Raw genomic sequence first — 16,010 nt, forward strand, 5'->3', positions numbered from 1 at the left:
GGCGTTGTTCGAGCTGGTGGCGTTGCCACCGTTGCCCGAGTTGCCGCCGTTGCCCGCGGTGGCCTCAGTGGAGCCGTTGTTGCCGTGCTTGCTCCACTTGCCGTGGTTCCAGGACTTCTTGCCCTGCTCGGTCACTGCCCACGCGTCGCCGCCGTCACCGGCCGGGCCGGAGTTGCCACCCACGGTGTTGCTGTGGTTGGAGGCGTCACCGGTCGAACCGGTGGCACCCGTGTCGCCGGAGTCGCCCGACGTGACGGTCGTCCAGGACTTGGTGCTGTTCCAGGACTTCCCGTGGCCCTTGTCCGAACCGGTCGAGCGCACGACGGCCTTGTTGCCGCCGGTGTCACCGGAGTTCCCGGAGTTGCCCGAGTTCCCGGTGGTGGCGTTGTTCGAGCTGGTGGCGTTGCCACCGTTGCCCGAGTTGCCGCCGTTGCCCGCGGTGGCCTCAGTGGAGCCGTTGTTGCCGTGCTTGCTCCACTTCTGGTCCTTGCTCACTGCCTTCGCGTCGCCGCCGTCACCGGCGGGACCCGAGTTCCCACCCACGGTGTTGCTGTGGTTGGAGGCGTCACCGGTCGCACCCGTCGCGCCCGTGTCCCCGGAGTCACCCGAGCTCACGTTCGTGTGGCACTCCGCCAGCACGCAGACGCCGTAGGCGCTGTTGCCACCGGTGTCACCCGAGTTGCCCGAGTTACCGGAGTTGCCCGACCGCGCGGTGTTCGAACTGGTGGCGTTGCCACCGTTGCCCGAGTTGCCACCGTTGCCCGCGGTCGCGCCGGTGTTCTGGCTGCGGCCGGCCGCGGTGGCGTCGCCACCGTTGCCCGCGGCACCGGACTTGCCGCCCACGGTGTTGCTGTGGTTGGAGGCGTCGCCGGTCGAACCCGTCGCGCCCGTGTTCCCGGAGTCGCCCGAGCTCACGTTCGTGTGGCACTCCGCCAGCACGCAGACGCCGTAGGCGGTGTTGCCACCGGTGGCGCCGGAGTTCCCGGAGTTGCCCGAGTTGCCGGACGTGGCGTTGTTCGAGCTCGTGGCGTTGCCGCCGTTGCCCGAGTTCCCGCCGTTGCCACCGTTCACGACCGAGTGCACGACGTCGCCGACGCCGCCCAGGAGACCGTTGCCCCCGGTGTCAGCGCTTGCCATCGCCGTTCCGAACAGGAGGAAGCCTCCCGAGAACGCTGCGGCCATCAGGCCGCGCCGTACGTAGCTGTGCATTGCCGAACCTTCCTGTCAAACAAGCTTGGTGATCTGCCGGCTTGGTTGTCAGGACTGGTCAACTGGGATGGTTCCGGCCGTAGTAGTAGCACCACGACCCGTGGACCTGGTGGTCCGGACCCACGACGAGCGACCCGTCGTGCGTGTGAACCCCCGAGCCCGCTGGGAGATCCGCGACCGCCGTGCTCGCCGATCCGTTCGACGAGACCGATCCCGTCGTGCCGGGCAGTGCGAAGGGCACGTCGGGCAGCGGCTGCTGCTGCGGCGCCTCGATCGGTGGCGCCACGTCAGGTGCGGAGATCTGGTGCCGCTGCGGGGGAACTGCCACCGCGGCCCAGCCGGACGGCACCACAGCGTGCACCTCCGGCACGACGGCCGGGGCCTGGGGCGCGTCCGGGAGCGACGGGACCGGCGGCACGTCCGCCGGAGCGGATTGCCGTGCCACCAACGGTTCCGCGATCCGCGGCACCACCGGCAGGTCCTGCACCGTGCTCACCACGGGGGTGAGCAGTGGCGCCGTCACGGGCTGAAGTGGTTCCAGCACCGGACCCGCCACCCGCACGACGGAATCGACCGTCGGTGCCAGCGGTGCCAGCAACGGTTCGGTCACCGGCTCGGCGGCCTTCAACACCGGCCTGAGAACCGGTTCGGCCACCTTGGCGACCTGACGCGTCACTGGCGCGACCGCGTTCGTCACCGGCACGAGCGCGCCGGTCACCGGGGAGACGGCTTCGGTCACCGGGGAGACGAGACCGGCGACGCCGCCCAGCAGGCCGGGCGCGTCGTCGTCGGCACTCGCCACTCCCGCGGAGAGCAGACCGAACCCGATGAGGAACCCGGCCACGCCGAGCGTCCGCCGTAGAACCGTGGAACATGTCGACTTCATGTAATCACCCCCTTTCGACGAATCAGCACCTGTCATCCGTGTATTCGGAGTCCTTCAGTAGCCGGTTCACTCGAAAGTGGAGGAATTCTTTCGTCGCAGATCAGCGGCACAAAATAAATCAAAACATCTATTTCCAACTACTTTGCGACATATTTCGCCGCACTAGATGTCAACTCACAGTGACTCAGCCCGGGTTCGTCGCGACGGAGACGATCCAGGTGACGCCGAACCGGTCGGCCAGCATCCCGAAGCCGGGCGAGAACGGCGAGGGGCCGAACTTCTCGATCACGGTCGCGCCGTCGGCGAGCCCTTCCCAGATCGGGGTCAGCTCGTCGACGCTGTCGCCGCCGACGGACAGGAAGAAGCGCTCCTCGGTGATCGTCGTGCCGTTCTCGCGGCGGGTCGTGGGCTCACCGGCCGGGAGCGGCTCGGTAGCTCCGGGAACGTCGTAGGCGAGAACGCGGAACCCGTTCTCGGCGACGACCTCGCCGAACACGACGTTGCCCGCGCCGGGGACCTCGGCGGGCATGCCGAAGTCGCCATAGGTGACGACGTTGAGCCGTCCGCCGAAGACCGAGCGGTAGAACTCGAGGGCCTCCCTGGCCTGGCCGCGGAAGTTGAGGTGGGGTGCTGCGTTGAGTGCCATGAGAGCGACTCTGTCAGCAGTAGCGGACAGGGAACGTCCGCTACTTGTGAGAACCTCAATCCATGCCCATCGCCGCGTCGACGACCACCTCGGGACGTCTGCTGTCGTTGCTGTCGCTGCTGCAGGTCCGCCGCGACTGGCCGGGCCTGCACCTGGCCCAGCGCCTCGGCGTCAGTGAACGCACGGTGCGCCGTGACGTCGACCGGTTGCGCGAGCTCGGTTACCTGGTCCACGCGGTCAAGGGCCCCGACGGCGGCTATCGGCTCGAAGCCGGCAGCCAGGTGCCGCCGCTGCTGTTCGACGAGGACCAGGCGATCGCGCTCGCCGTGGCGCTGAAGATCGCCGTCGGCACCGGCGCGGGCATCGAGGAGGCTGCCGCGCGGGCCCTGGCCACCGTGCGCCAGGTCCTGCCGTCCCGGCTGCGGCAGCGCGTCGACGCGCTGGAGGTCGAACCGGCCGGGCGCGGCACCCAGGTGGACACCGATCTCCTGCTCGCGCTGAGCACGGCGGTCCGCGCCTGCGAGGAACTGCGGTTCGACTACCGCTCCCCCGGCCGCCCGGACCCCGAGGGGCCACCGCGCCGGGTGCAGCCGCACCACCTGGTGGTCCGCGCGGGCCGCTGGTACCTCGTCGGGTGGAGTCCGGACCGCGAGGACTGGCGGACCTACCGCGCCGACCGGATGTCGCTCCGCGTGCCGAACGGACCGCGTTTCACGCCCCGGCAGGTGCCCGGCGGTGACGTCGCGGCGTTCCTGTCCGCCCGGTTCAAGGGTTCGGACGGCGCCGACGCCTGGCCGTGCCGCGGCGAGGTGGTCCTCGACCGGCCCCTCGCCGAGGTGGCGCCGTTCGCGGGCTCCGACACCGCCGAGGAGGCGGGTCCCGGCCGCACGAGGCTGCTGACCGGCGCGTGGTCCTGGGCCGCGCTCGCCGCGAAGCTGGCCCGTTTCGACGCCGGCGTCGAGGTGGTCGGACCGCCCGCGCTGCGCGAGGCGTTCGCCGATCTGGCCCGGCGCGCCGCCCGTGCCGCGGTTCACCCCGATTCGTAGAGGTCCGCGATCGCCCTGGCCTGCCGCGCCAGCGCCTGGCGCGCTTCGCCGGGGGTGAGCACCTCGACGCCCGCCCCGAAGGCGAGCAGGGTCTCGACGTTGCGCAGCGAGCGGAAACGCAGGCCGACCTGACTCCATCCGGCTTTCGGCGCCGGGCCGGTGTCCACGATCTCGGCCTGGTGCACGCGCAGGAACAAGGCGAGGACGTCGTCCTGGACCAGCGCCGTGACGGCCACCGGGGAGGGCAGGTCGTCGATGCGGCGGCGCAGGGCCTCCCACGCGTCGTCGAGTTCCACACCGGGGCGGCGCCGGACGGGTTCGGCGAGGACGACGGCCGACCGGGTCCGGTCGACGCGGTAGAGGTGGGGTTCACCCTCGTGGTCGGCGACCAGGTACCAGACGCCGGCCTTGTTCGCGAGGCCGTAGGGATCGACCGTGTAGGTGCGCACCCGGTTGTCGCGGCCGTGCCGGTAGCGCAGTCGCAACCGCAGGTCGGCGAACACGGCCCGCTGGAAGACGTCCAGATCCGCGGCTCCCGGCGCGCCCCGCCAGCGGACGGGGTCGATCAGCACGCGCCTGCTGGTCAGGTCGGCGCCGTCCCGGTGCGGGGCGGGCAGCGCGGCCATGACCTTGCGCAGCGCGGAGCCGAGGGCGTGACCGAGACCGAGGTCGGTGTGCGCGGACCCGGACAGCGCCACGAACAGCGCGCGGGACTCGTCCGCGGTCAGGCCGGTGACGTCGGTCCGGTAACCGGGCAGCAGGGCGATGCCGCCCTGAGGGCCGCGGACGGTGTAGACGGGCACGCCCGCCGCCGACAGCGCCTCGAAGTCGCGCATGATCGTCCGCGCGGAGACCTCCAGACGCGCGGCCAGGCCGGCCGCGGAGAGCTGCCCGTGGGTCTGCAGGAGCAGCAGGATCGAGAGCAGGCGGTCCGACTTCATGGTTCCGGAATCTCCTCTCCGTACATGACAGAAGATGTCATATAAGGCGGGCGAGACTTCGGTCATCGGGTCGCGATGAGCGTGATCCGGCGTTGGAAAGGAACGTTCATGACCTCTGCCACCGGTGCCGCCGCGTCGATCGCCCGCACCTACGTCCAGGCCTGGACCAGCGGCGACGCCGAGAAGGCGCTGAGCCTGGTCGCCGACGACGTCGTCTGCGAGGCCCCCTCCGGCCGGATCGAGGGCATCGACGGCTACCGCCGGTTCCTGGCGCCGTTCGTGGGCAGGATGCTCCGTGGCGAGGTCCTCGACGTGCTCGGTCACGACACCCGCGCCGTGACCGTGTACTCCGTCGACCTGCCGTTCGTGCGGAACCTGCACGGCGCCGAGCACCTCACCGTGACGGACGGCAAGATCAGCCACGTGATCAGCGTGTTCGACATGTCGCCGATACTCGCGGCCCGCGCCGCCCAGGGCTGACCGGTCCGGGTCCTCAATGGACTCGGCCAGCCCGTTTGCCGGTCATCCAGACGGGTACCTGGTCAGTTCTTCGACAGGAGGCCGACGGTGGATCCAGGACCGCTGCTGTACGCCGGGGCGGGTCTGGCCACTCTCGCCGCCGCGCTGCTCCCCCGGCTGCTCGCCAAGGCGCCGATCTCGATGCCGATGCTCTTCCTCGGCGCGGGCGCCCTGACGTTCACGGTGGCGGGCCCGCTGCCCGATCCCGACCCCGTCGAGCACAGCGGCGTGCTCCTGCACCTGACCGAGATCTGCGTGATCATCTCGTTGATGGGCGCGGGCCTCGCGCTGAACCGGCAGGTCAGCCTGCGCGGCTGGGCGAGCACCTGGCGGTTGCTCGCCATCACCATGCCCCTGTCGATGCTCGCCGTCGGCCTGCTCGGCTGGGGCGCGCTGGGCCTCGGCGTCGGGGCCTCCGTGCTGCTCGCCGCCGCGCTCGCGCCCACCGACCCGGTGCTCGCGAGCGAGGTCCAGGTCGCCGAGCCCACCGAGAACCCGGAGTCCGACGAGGACGAGGCCCGCTTCGCGCTCACCTCGGAGGCGGGCCTCAACGACGGACTGGCGTTCCCGTTCACCTACGCCGCCATCGCGATCAGCGTCGCCGGGGTGGCGCCGTCGGGGTGGCTCGGGCACTGGCTCGCGGTGGACGTGCTCTGGCGGCTCGCGGCCGCCGTCGCCGTCGGCCTGCTCATCGGGTGGGCGCTCGGCAAGCTGTTCTTCTCGGCACCGTCGGAGAAGTTCCGCCTGGCCGAGCACGCGGAGGGTTTCGTGGCCCTCGCGGCGACCTTCCTGGCCTACGGGATCACCGAACTGGTCGAGGGCTACGGGTTCATCGCGGTGTTCGTGTGCGCGTGCGCGATCCGGTCGGGCGAACGCCGCCACGGCTACCACCAGGTCCTGCACCGCTACGTCGAGCAGGCCGAGCGCATGCTCACCGTGCTGATCGTCTTCCTGCTCGGCGGCGCCGCGGCCACCGGGCTGCTGTCCGGCGTCGGCTGGAAGGAGATCCTCGTCGCCGCCGTGGTGCTGCTGATCGTGCGGCCGCTCGCGGGGTGGATCGGCCTGCTCGGCGGCAAGACCGGCCCACGCGAACGGACCGTCGTCGCGTTCTTCGGCGTGCGCGGCGTCGGGTCGTTGTTCTACCTCGTCTACGCCCTGCAGAAGGGCGAGTTCCCCGAGCAGGACGCGCTGTGGCAGATCGTCGGGCTCGTCGTGATCGGCTCGATCCTCCTGCACGGCTTCTCCGCGTCCCCCGTGATGTGGCTGCTCGACCGGAAACGGCAGCGGAAGGCCGAGGCGCGGCACGAGGAACCCGCCGACACCCACGTGTGAGCACTCCCGTCGCCCGGCTGATCCCCGCCGAGCGTCCACATCGGACTCGACAGGGGCCGGTCCGTCAGACCACCGACCTGACCGTGCCCCCGTCGACCCGGATCGTCGCGCCGCTGACGTAGTCGGCGTACGGGCTCGCGAGGTAGGCCACCGCTCCGGCGATCTCCTCGGGACGGCCGAACCGGCCGACGTCGTTGGGCACCAGCGCGGAGACGGCGTTGCGCTCGATCTCCTGCCAGGTCTCGCCCCACCCGTTGCCCGGCGCCTGCTTCGTCAGCCACGCCTCGACCGAGTCGACCATGATCGCGCCGGGCGACACCACGTTCGACGTGACGCCGGTGTCCTTCAGTTCGCGCGCCAGCGACACCGCGAGGGTGTGCCGTGCCGCCAGCGTCGCGCTGTAGTGCGGCTGGACCGCGATCGGCTGGGAGCCGAGGCCGCCGCCGATCTGGATCACCCGGCCCCAGCCGCGGGCCCGCATGCCGGGCACGAGGCGCTGGATCATCCGGACCGCCGAGATCACGTTGGCCTCGTAGATCTCCCGCCACTCCCGCGGCGCCGCGTCCTCCCAGCCGGTGTGGGCGTACCCGCCGGCGTTGTTGACCAGCACGTCGATCTCGCCGGCGACGGCGGCGACCGCGTCGGCACCGGCGTCGGTCGCGAGGTCGCCGATCGCCACCGCGGCGGCGCCGATGTCCGCCGCGACGGCCCGGGCGCGGGCCTCGTGCCGGCCGTGCACGACGACATCCGCTCCTTCGGCGGCGAGCAGTCGTGCGATCGCCTCGCCGAGGCCCGAGCTCGAGCCCGTGACCAGGGCTCGCTTGCCCTTCAGGTTCAGTTCCACCACGTTCTCCACATGTCTACAGTCGTATACTTCACTTCGAAGTCTACACTCGTATACATGAGTTCCGCACACCGCCGAGATGCCACCGCCACCCGAGCCGCGATCCTGCGAGCCGGCGTCGAGGCGTTCACCCGGTTCGGCTTCGACGGGGTCGGGGTCCGCGAGATCGCCCAGGCGGCCGGGGTCAGCGCGATGCTGGTCAACCGCTACTTCGGCTCCAAGGAAGGGCTGTTCACCGAGGTCGTGGAGGTGTCGATGGCCGACCGCACGGTGCTCGGCGGTGACCCGGCGACCCTCGCCCGCGACATCGCCGCCGCACTGGTCCGCCGCACCTCACCCACCGCGGACGACCTCTCGCCGTTCCTGCTGATGCTCAGGTCGGCGGCCAACCCGCGCGCCGCCGAGATCCTGCGGGAGAACATCGAACGACACGTCGAGGCGCACCTGCACGAGGTGGCGCCGGAGACCCGCGGCACCGACCGCGCGGCCGTGGTGCTGTCGGTGATCGCGGGATTCTGGTTGCTGCGCAAGGTGATCGGCAGCACCGCGTTGAACGCGACCGACGAGGAGACCCTCGAAAACACCCTGCGGCAGCTCTTCGAGGTGCTGCTCCCCTAGACCGCGACCTTGGTGGAGCCGGCGTCGACGGACCAGTTCGACCCCATCACGCTCGGCATCGTCGGCGACGACAGCAGCAGCACCGCGCGGGCGATCTCGTCCGGCTCGATCATCTGGCCGGTCAGCATGCCCAGTTCCTTCGGCAGCCCGCCCAGCAACGTCGCGTGCTCGACACCGAAGGCTCCGGCCACCTGCGAGATGTAGCCGCCGTCGCCCGCGATGCTGAACGTGCGGGTGAGCGACGGCGAGACGGCGTTGACCCGCACGCCCTCCGGCCCGACCCGCTCGGCCAGCGCCCTGGTGAACATGTTCAGCGAGGTCTTGGCCGCCGCGTAGGGCAGCGGAGTGGCGCCGGGGGCACCGATGCGCCGCGCGGTGTCGGAGCTGATGTTGACGATGGCACCGCGGGCCTCGAGCAGCGCCGGGAGCGCGGCTCGGGTGACGCGCACGGCGGAGTGCAGGTTCATCTCGAACACGTCGTGCCAGATCTCGTCGTCACCGTCCAGGACGTTGCCGATGGACCCCTCGGGCAACGTGCCGCCACCCGCGTTGTTGACCAGCACGTCGAGCCTCGAGTCGGCGGCGAGGACGGTCTCGACCATGCGCCGCGGCCCGTCGGGCGTGGACAGGTCGGCGGCCACGAACGTCGCGCCGGTCGCTTCGAGTTCGGGCGTGCTGCGCCGCGACACCGCCGTGACCAGCGCTCCTTCGGCGCGGAAGGCCTGCACGACCGCGAGGCCGATGCCCTTGCTGGCGCCCGTCACGAGCACGCGCTTGCCGGTGAGCTTCAGATCCATGGTTCCCACTCCTGCGGTTCGGCTTCAACTCCATAAATGCAACACCAGAGTCTCACTTGTGTCAACAAGCGAGACCTTGCTGTCGCACTTATGCTGATCGTTAGGCTGGGTCACCACCCTGGAGGTCAGATGAGCGCGCCCACCCCGCCCCGTCCCGTTCGCGCGGACGCCGAGCGCAACGTGGTGCGCATCCTGGAGGCCGCCAAGATCGTCCTGGCCGAGGATCCGACCGCGTCGCTGGAACGGATCGCCGACGAGGCCGGGCTCGCCCGCGCCACCGTCCACCGCCGCTTCTCGTCCCGCAAAGCACTGCTGGACACGCTGTTCGCGCAGCTCGACGAGCAGTACCGGCGCGCGATGCGGGAGGCCAGGGTCGACACCTCTCCCCCGCTCATCGCCCTGCACCGCGTCACCGAGCTCGTCATCGAGATCAAGTTCAGCCACCGGCTGATCGTCGACGTCGTGAACGGGACGAACTCGGGCCACGGGTTCCTCAGCGACGAGGTCCAGGACGGGGCGAAGCTGCTGTTCTCCCGCCTGCACGCCGCCGGCACCATCACCGCGGCGTGCCCGTCCTGGTGCCTGCGCGTCTACCTGGCGATCCTCGACGTGGTGCACCAGCTCCCGCCCGGCGCGCCGGAACTGGGCGACGGCGACGACACGGCCGCGCGCACCGACCTCCAGGTCTCGACGGTCCTGGGCGCGCTCGGCGGGCCCGGTCCTCAGTAGACGGGCCTCCGGAAAACCTCCGCGAAGTTTCTGTTATCCCCGGGCTCCCGGGACATCTCCTGGTCAGAAGAACCCTGACCGGCACGTGAGGTGTCCTGGTGATCCGGCGCGACCACCGTCCTCACCGCGCCGGATCACCCTGCCCGAAAGGATTTCAATGCCCCTCGCCACCTCTTCGAAGCTGCGGCGGCGCGTGTGGATCGCCGCCCTCGCCGTGGCGGGCGTCGCGGCGTCCGCGGTGACCGCGAACGCGATGTTCTTCACCCCGCCCGCGAAGCCCCAGGCGAGCCAGACCTCCTCACCGGCGGCCACGTCCCCGTCGACCGGCACCGCGGGCACCACGACGCCCCCTCCGGCCGGCACGCCCGCCCCTCCCGCCCCTCCCGCCGAGACGACGAAGGCCGCCGCCGCTCCGACGAAGCCGCAGGAGCCGATCCCTCCGAACGCGGTGCGCGTCGCGGAGTTCGTCGCCGAGTGCCCTTTCACGCACCGGCTCCCGGACGACCCGATCGTCCTGCCGAGCCTCCCCGGCGCCTCGCACATGCACAGCTTCTTCGGCAACGACTCCACGAACGCCCATTCGGACGTCACGAGCCTGAGCAAGGCCAAGAGCACGTGCAGCCCGAAGGTCGACCTCTCCTCGTACTGGGTGCCGACGTTCCTGGTCGACGGCCAGCCCGTCGAACCGACCGGCACGACGTTCTACTACCTCGGTGAAGGCGTGCGCGACGACGTCACCGCGCGCATCCAGCCGCTGCCGTACGGGCTGCGGATCGTCGCGGGCAACGCCAAGGCCACCGCGCCGGACGACAGCACGCGGTCGCGCTGGTCGTGCCTGCACGCGGGCCACGTCGGCTCGTCCAAGGACTTCGTGAACTGCCCGGCCGGCACGATGATCGAGTCCTATCTGGACTTCCCGCAGTGCTGGAACGGCAAGGACCTCGACTCCGCCGACCACAAGAGCCACATGGCGTACCCGGTCGCCGGTGACTGCCCCACGACGCACCCCGTGCCCGTGCCGAAGCTGCGCCAGGTCCTGCGATACCCGGCGAGCGGTGACCCCGCCCGGTTCAAGCTGTCCTCCGGTCCCGGCTTCACGATGCACGGCGACTTCTTCAACGTCTGGCCGGAAGCCGAGATGGCACAACGAGTCCGCGACTGCATCAACCGGATCGTCAAGTGCGGGCCGGACGGCCGCCCCTAGTGCGAGCCCTCCTCTTCGCCGCCCTCCTGGTGGTGACGGGCTGCGCGGCGCCGGCTGACGCTCTGCCGGCGGAGCTCGGCCCGACCGACCAGGCGTTCGCGGACCTGGTGATCCCGCAGAACGAGTCCGCGCTCGCCGCCCTCGCCCTGACCGCGGACCGGCCTTCCGCACTGCGTCCGGTGGCCGCCCAGGTCGAGGCCCGCTACCGCGACGAACTGGCGCAGGTGCGGGCGTTGCTCGCGCGGACCGGCCGTCCGGAGAGCGACCAGCACGACGGGCACGACATGCCGGGCATGATCACGGCCGCCGAACTGGCCGCGGTCGGGTACGCCCAGGGCCCTGAGTTCGACCAGCAGCTGAAGGTGTTGCTGCGCACGCAGTTCGAGGAAGCACGCACCGTCGCGCGTGCGGAGACGGCCTCGGGCAAGAGCACACCCTTGCTGGAACTGAGCGCGCGCATCGACAGTTCGCGCGCGGAGTTCCTGGCGCTGCTCACATGAGCACGACCGGTGCCGTCCCCGGAGAGTTCCGGAGACGGCACCGGTCGGCTACCTACGACGCCAGCGGTTTGTCGCCCTGCACACCCCAGGCGACGCTGAACTGGTTGCGCACGAACCACTGCCCGGTCGACGGACGCCACACCGCGAGATCACCGACCCCGTCGGCGTTGTAGTCGCCGGGCACCGGGACGTCGCCCTGCTGACACCGCGAACGTGCCACTCGCCGGTCGACGGGCGCCACACCGCGAGGTCGAAGCCGCCGTCGCCCTGGTAGTCGGCGGGCACCGGCACGTCCCCGCTCTGTCCCCAGGGGACGGACACCACGACGCCGAACATCCCGATGTAGTGCCAGGTTCCGGTCGACGGACGCCACACGGCCGCCTGAGCCGCGCCGTCACCGTCGAAGTCGAAGGGCAACGGGACGTCACCCTGCTGGCCCCACTGCTGCGTGAACTGACCGTGCACGAACCACTGCCCGGTCGACGGACGCCACACCGCGACGTCGGTGATCTGGTCACCGTTGAAGTCACCCGGCACCGGGATGTCGCCCGGCACGCCCCACGTGACGGTGAACTGGCCGTGCACGAACCACTGCCCCGTGGACGGACGCCACACCGCGACGTCGGACACGCCGTCGCCGTTGTAGTCGCCCGGCACCGGGACGTCGCCCTGCTGACCCCACTGGGTCGTGCTGACGTTGCGCACGAACCACTGACCGGTCGACGGACGCCACACGGTGGTGTCCGTGCGCTGGTCGTCGTTGTAGTCGCCGTCCGGCCCGCCGAAGGTGGAGCGCGAGTTGAGCAGCAGGTTCGGCGATCCGGACCCGGGGTTCACCACGACGTCCTTCCTGGACCCCACGAACGCCATGGCGAACCACACCGAGGTCGGCGAGGCGTTCGGGCTGCGCTGCAGTTGCAACGCGGCGACACCGGCGGCGTGCGGTGCGGCCATCGAGGTGCCGCTGAGCACCCTGGTCGCGGTGTCACTGCCGTTCGACGCCGACGTGATGTCGTCGCCGGGGGCGAAGAGGTCCACGCAGGTGCCGAAGTTGCTGCCACCGCTCACCCAGTCGGTCGGCCGCACGTCGTCGCGGTCCGTGGCACCGACGGTGATCGCGTTCGGCGTCCTGGCCGGTGAGGTCGTGCAGGCGTCGCGGTTCGAGTTGCCCGCGGCGACCGTGTACGTGATGCCCGTGGCGATCGATGCCTCGACCGCCGCGTCGAGCGCGGCGCTGGCACCCCCGCCGAGGCTCATGTTCGCCACGGCCGGGCGCACCGCGTTCTGCGTCACCCAGTCGACCCCGCTGACCACGCCGGTGGTGGTGCCGGAACCACTGCACGTGAGGACCTTGACCGCCACCAGCCGCACGGACTTCGCGACGCCGTGGGTCGTGCCGCCGATCGTGCCCGCCACGTGCGTGCCGTGGCCGTTGCAGTCGGTGTTGTTCCCGTCCCCCGAGGTGTTGGTGCCCCAGCTCGCACGGCCGCCGAAGTCGGTGTGCGTCGTGCGGATGCCGGAGTCGATCACGTACGCGCGCACGTTGCGCGCACCGGAACCGCTGGACACGTACTGACCGTTGGACCGGCCGGTGATCTGGTCGAGCCGGTCGAGACCCCACAGCGCCGGCGGCGTCGGCTGGGTCGTGTCCGCGGTGATCTCCGCGTCCTGTTCGACGTAGGCGACCCTCGGGTCCGCCGCGATCCGCCTGGCGGTCGTCTCGCCGGCGCCGAGGGAGAACCCGTGCAGCGCGTGCTGCCACGTCTCCCCGACCTCACCGCCACCGTTCTTGGTAACGATGTCCGCCACGGTCTCGGTCGTGCGTGCCTTCTCCGTGGCGCCTTCCTTGAGCACCACGACATATCGGCCGTCGATGGTCTTCGCCCCCGTGCCGACGCGGATCTCCCCCTGAGCCGCCATCGCGGGCGTGCTCAGCCCCGCGGCGGCGATCGCCGCGACGACCAGGGTGAGCACCACCCGTCTTGATGAGTACGACAATTCCGTCCTCCCCACGAAATCAGGTACTTCCCGCGGACATGTCCCCCGACGTCCGTGGCACGACGATGACTGCCGGAAACGGGTGGTGGTGAGGAAAACCGCCGGAGTTTCCGGTGAACTTCCGCTACGGTCGGCCGGTGCCGCCGGAGGAGTCCGCGTTCGCCGAGCTGCTGCGCCGCCATCGGGCGAACGCCGCGCTCAGCCAGGTGGAACTCGCGAAGCTCAGCGGGATCAGCGATCGCGCGCTGCGTGATCTGGAACAGGGCAGGCGGGTGCCGCGGTCGCAGTCGGTGCGGCTGATGGCCACGGCGCTGAAGCTCACCGGCGACGACCTCACCGCGTTCCTCGCCGCCGCACGCCCGCGGTCGGCGCCCGCCCGTTCCGCGCCCGCCCGTTCCGCCCCACCGGGCACCGACGGACTGGTCGGGCGGTCCGGTGAACTGCGGTCGATGCTGGACCTCGTTCTCCAGGCACGTCACCGGCTCGTCTCGATCACCGGCCCGGCGGGTGCCGGGAAGTCGCGCCTGGCCGCCGAACTGGCCGTGTTGCTGCACGGCCGCACCGATCTGGTGGTGAGCACCCTCGACCTGTCCGCCGTCACGGACGTCGCGCTGGTCGGTGATCTCGTGGCGGACGCGCTCGGCTGCGGCCCGTCCCGGCTGGCACCGCAGGACAGGGTGGCCGCGCACCTGCGGGACCGGCGGGTGGTGCTGGTGGTGGACCGGTTCGAACAGTTGGTGGACGCCGCCGCCGAACTCGCCGCGCTGCCCCGCCGCTGTCCCGGGCTGACCGTGGTCGTCACGAGCCAGCGACCGTTGCGGGTGCGCGACGAACGGGTACTCGCGTTGGCAGGACTACCTCCTGACACGGCCGCCGAACTGTTCGTGCGCCGTGCTCAGCTGGCCAGCCCGGAGTTCACCGTCGACCAGGACACCGCGGCGGCGATCGAGACCATCTGCCGCAAGGTGGACCACCTGCCCCTCGCGATCGAACTGGCGGCCGGCTGGGTGCGGCTGATGCGCCCGGCGGACCTGGCCGAGCGACTCACGCACCGGCTGCGGTACCTCACCGACGGCGCACGCGATCTTCCCGCACGGCACCGTTCGTTGCGCGCGGCCGTGGAGGCGACGCTGGAACTGGTCACCCCAGGCGCGCGGGCCACGTTCGGACGGCTGGGCGGGTTCGACGGCGGAGTCCGGCTGGACGACCTGGAATCGGTACTGGGACGGTCTTTGACGGAGCTGACCGAACTGGTCGACATCAACCTGGTGCGGATCACCCCGGACGGCGGCTCGTCGCGGTACACGCTGCCGGACACGGTCGCGGAACTCTCCGAGGAACGGCTTTGCGCCTCCGGTGAACGAGATGACGTGCGCATGCGGATCGCGTCGCACTACCTGGACCGACTGCGCGACGGGTCAACGGTCTTCGGTCCGCTGGATGCGGCCAACATCCGCGCCTCGGTGCGCTGGGCGATCTCCGAGGAGCCGGCCCGGCTCGACGCGGACACCGCCATCGCGCTGGTCCGGTACTACGAGTCCACCGGCCGCCTGGGCGAGGGCGCGGAACTGCTCAGCCAGGCAGGTGCCGACGACTTCCCGGTGCTGCTGGTCAGGGCGGGCCAGCTGGCGGCGTTGCGGGGCGACCTGGAGGGAGCCGCCGAAACGGCGCGGCGGGCGCTGGCCGCGGCCTCGGAGACCGACTACAGCACGCGCACCGCCGCCTTGAGCCTGCTCGGCCTGGTCGCGGTGGAACAGGGAAAGCCACGCGCGGCCATGACGCACCTGCGCACCGCGCTCGTCGCCGCCCGGCGCTCCGGTGACGACGCGATGCTCGGCCGTGTGCTCAACAACTTCTCGTCGGTGTTCGCCGAGATCGGCCGCCCCGAGGACGCGTTCCGGCAACTGGAAGCCGCGCTGGCGGCCAAGAAACGCGCCGGCACGGGACCGGTGGACCTCGGCCGCACGCTGTTCAACCTCGCCTTCCTGGCACTCGACCTGGGCGACACCGCGACCGCGGTCAGCCGGGCCGCCGAGGCCGTGTCCCCGCTCACGGCCGGTGGCCACACCCTGCTGGCCGCGTTCGCCGAGTGCACCGCGGCGCTGGCGTCGCTGGGCGAGGACCACGCGGCGTCATCCGCGGCCCTGCGACGGACCGACCGCCTGCTCGCACAATCCTCTGGTGGCAACGGAAACGACCGCGTCGAGGCCACGGTGCACCTGCGGGCGAGCGTGGTCCGGCACGGACTCGGTGACGCGAAGGCGGCGTGGCGAGAGCTGGCCGGCGCCCTTCGGATCTCGCTCAGCCACACCACCCGCGACCGAGACGCGGTGGCGGAGGCCCTGGAGCTGCACACGCGGTACCTCTGCGCGCGCGACCCGGCGGCCGCCACCGTCCTGCTGGGAGCGGCCGATCGCCTGCGGCGCAAGAAGATCACCCCGTTCGCGACCGGCGCGCGGGACCACTCGGTCGCCGTCGCGTCGGCCGTGCTCGGTCAGGACCGCTGGGCCGAGCACTTCGAGATCGGCCGTGCGTTCGACGACACGACGCTCACCGCGTTCGTCGACGGGCTCGCCGGTCAGCCCGCGTAGCGCCGGACCACAGCACCGCGCGCGGCACGTCGGTCAGCACGGCGTCGACGCGCCGGATGTCCTGGGCATCCGGCCGGGTCGTCGATCACCCGGCCATCCTGCCGTTCCCTCGGGACGAATATCGGTTGCGGCACCCACCGGTGCGCTCCA

Annotated in this window: 14 protein-coding genes and 1 pseudogene; 8 read left to right on the forward strand and 7 right to left on the reverse strand. The window is 71.1% G+C overall.

The window, feature by feature from the left end:
• The 3 genes and pseudogenes from PV646_RS22755 to PV646_RS22765 all read right to left on the reverse strand — a co-directional run.
• Positions 1-1,209: pseudogene (locus PV646_RS22755) on the reverse strand (hypothetical protein); the annotation flags it as partial.
• 58 nt (positions 1,210-1,267) lie between these two features.
• Entirely contained in the window at positions 1,268-2,095 is an 828-nt protein-coding gene (locus tag PV646_RS22760) for a hypothetical protein (protein ID WP_500344188.1), read from the reverse strand.
• A gap of 184 nt (positions 2,096-2,279) precedes the next feature.
• Positions 2,280-2,741, reverse strand: a complete 462-nt coding sequence (locus PV646_RS22765) for a VOC family protein (protein WP_500344189.1) — start codon at positions 2,739-2,741, stop codon at positions 2,280-2,282.
• A gap of 62 nt (positions 2,742-2,803) precedes the next feature.
• On the opposite strand from PV646_RS22765, the gene PV646_RS22770 reads away from it, so the two are divergent.
• Entirely contained in the window at positions 2,804-3,787 is a 984-nt protein-coding gene (locus PV646_RS22770) for a helix-turn-helix transcriptional regulator (RefSeq protein ID WP_500344190.1), read from the forward strand.
• Here PV646_RS22770 and PV646_RS22775 read toward each other — a convergent pair.
• The gene (locus PV646_RS22775; RefSeq protein WP_500344191.1) at positions 3,772-4,728 is read right to left on the reverse strand and encodes a helix-turn-helix transcriptional regulator; all 957 of its coding nucleotides are present in this window, start codon (positions 4,726-4,728) and stop codon (positions 3,772-3,774) included. The two genes, PV646_RS22770 and PV646_RS22775, sit on opposite strands and share 16 nt — an antisense overlap.
• A gap of 108 nt (positions 4,729-4,836) precedes the next feature.
• Here PV646_RS22775 and PV646_RS22780 point away from each other — a divergent pair, with 108 nt between their 5' ends.
• Both PV646_RS22780 and PV646_RS22785 read left to right on the forward strand, forming a co-directional pair.
• Positions 4,837-5,208, forward strand: a complete 372-nt coding sequence (locus PV646_RS22780; RefSeq protein ID WP_500344192.1) for a nuclear transport factor 2 family protein — start codon at positions 4,837-4,839, stop codon at positions 5,206-5,208.
• An 87-nt stretch (positions 5,209-5,295) separates the two neighbouring features.
• Complete coding sequence (locus PV646_RS22785; protein ID WP_500344193.1) at positions 5,296-6,579, forward strand: cation:proton antiporter; 1,284 nt, start codon at positions 5,296-5,298, stop codon at positions 6,577-6,579.
• 64 nt (positions 6,580-6,643) lie between these two features.
• Here the strand turns inward: PV646_RS22785 and PV646_RS22790 are convergent, their stop codons facing one another.
• A complete protein-coding gene (locus tag PV646_RS22790; protein WP_500344194.1) occupies positions 6,644-7,423 on the reverse strand; it encodes an SDR family NAD(P)-dependent oxidoreductase in 780 nt (259 codons plus the stop codon).
• Positions 7,424-7,480: 57 nt separating this feature from the next.
• Here PV646_RS22790 and PV646_RS22795 point away from each other — a divergent pair, with 57 nt between their 5' ends.
• Entirely contained in the window at positions 7,481-8,041 is a 561-nt protein-coding gene (locus PV646_RS22795) for a TetR/AcrR family transcriptional regulator (RefSeq protein WP_500344195.1), read from the forward strand.
• On the opposite strand, the gene PV646_RS22800 is transcribed toward PV646_RS22795, so the two are convergent.
• Positions 8,038-8,838, reverse strand: coding sequence for an SDR family NAD(P)-dependent oxidoreductase (locus PV646_RS22800; protein ID WP_500344196.1), 801 nt, complete (start codon positions 8,836-8,838; stop codon positions 8,038-8,040). The genes PV646_RS22795 and PV646_RS22800 overlap by 4 nt on opposite strands.
• A 129-nt stretch (positions 8,839-8,967) precedes the next feature.
• On the opposite strand from PV646_RS22800, the gene PV646_RS22805 reads away from it, so the two are divergent.
• From PV646_RS22805 to PV646_RS22815, 3 genes are all read left to right on the forward strand, one after another.
• Positions 8,968-9,567 carry a TetR/AcrR family transcriptional regulator gene (locus tag PV646_RS22805; protein ID WP_500344197.1) on the forward strand — a complete coding sequence of 200 codons (600 nt, stop codon included), beginning with the start codon at positions 8,968-8,970 and terminating at the stop codon, positions 9,565-9,567.
• Between the two features lie 157 nt (positions 9,568-9,724).
• Positions 9,725-10,771, forward strand: coding sequence for a DUF1996 domain-containing protein (locus PV646_RS22810; protein WP_500344198.1), 1,047 nt, complete (start codon positions 9,725-9,727; stop codon positions 10,769-10,771).
• A complete protein-coding gene (locus tag PV646_RS22815; RefSeq protein WP_500344199.1) occupies positions 10,771-11,271 on the forward strand; it encodes a DUF305 domain-containing protein in 501 nt (166 codons plus the stop codon). Before PV646_RS22810 ends, PV646_RS22815 begins: the two co-directional genes overlap by 1 nt.
• A gap of 48 nt (positions 11,272-11,319) precedes the next feature.
• Here PV646_RS22815 and PV646_RS22820 read toward each other — a convergent pair whose 3' ends face one another.
• Positions 11,320-13,269 (reverse strand): S8 family serine peptidase, encoded by a 1,950-nt coding sequence (locus tag PV646_RS22820; protein WP_500344200.1) that lies wholly within the window; start codon positions 13,267-13,269, stop codon positions 11,320-11,322.
• A gap of 113 nt (positions 13,270-13,382) precedes the next feature.
• Between PV646_RS22820 and PV646_RS22825 the strand changes: the two genes are divergently transcribed.
• Positions 13,383-15,860, forward strand: a complete 2,478-nt coding sequence (locus tag PV646_RS22825; protein WP_500344201.1) for an ATP-binding protein — start codon at positions 13,383-13,385, stop codon at positions 15,858-15,860.
• Positions 15,861-16,010 lie beyond the last annotated feature (150 nt).

The organism is Streptomyces sp. ID05-26A, assembly GCF_033794685.1.
Lineage (GTDB): Bacteria > Actinomycetota > Actinomycetes > Mycobacteriales > Pseudonocardiaceae > Lentzea.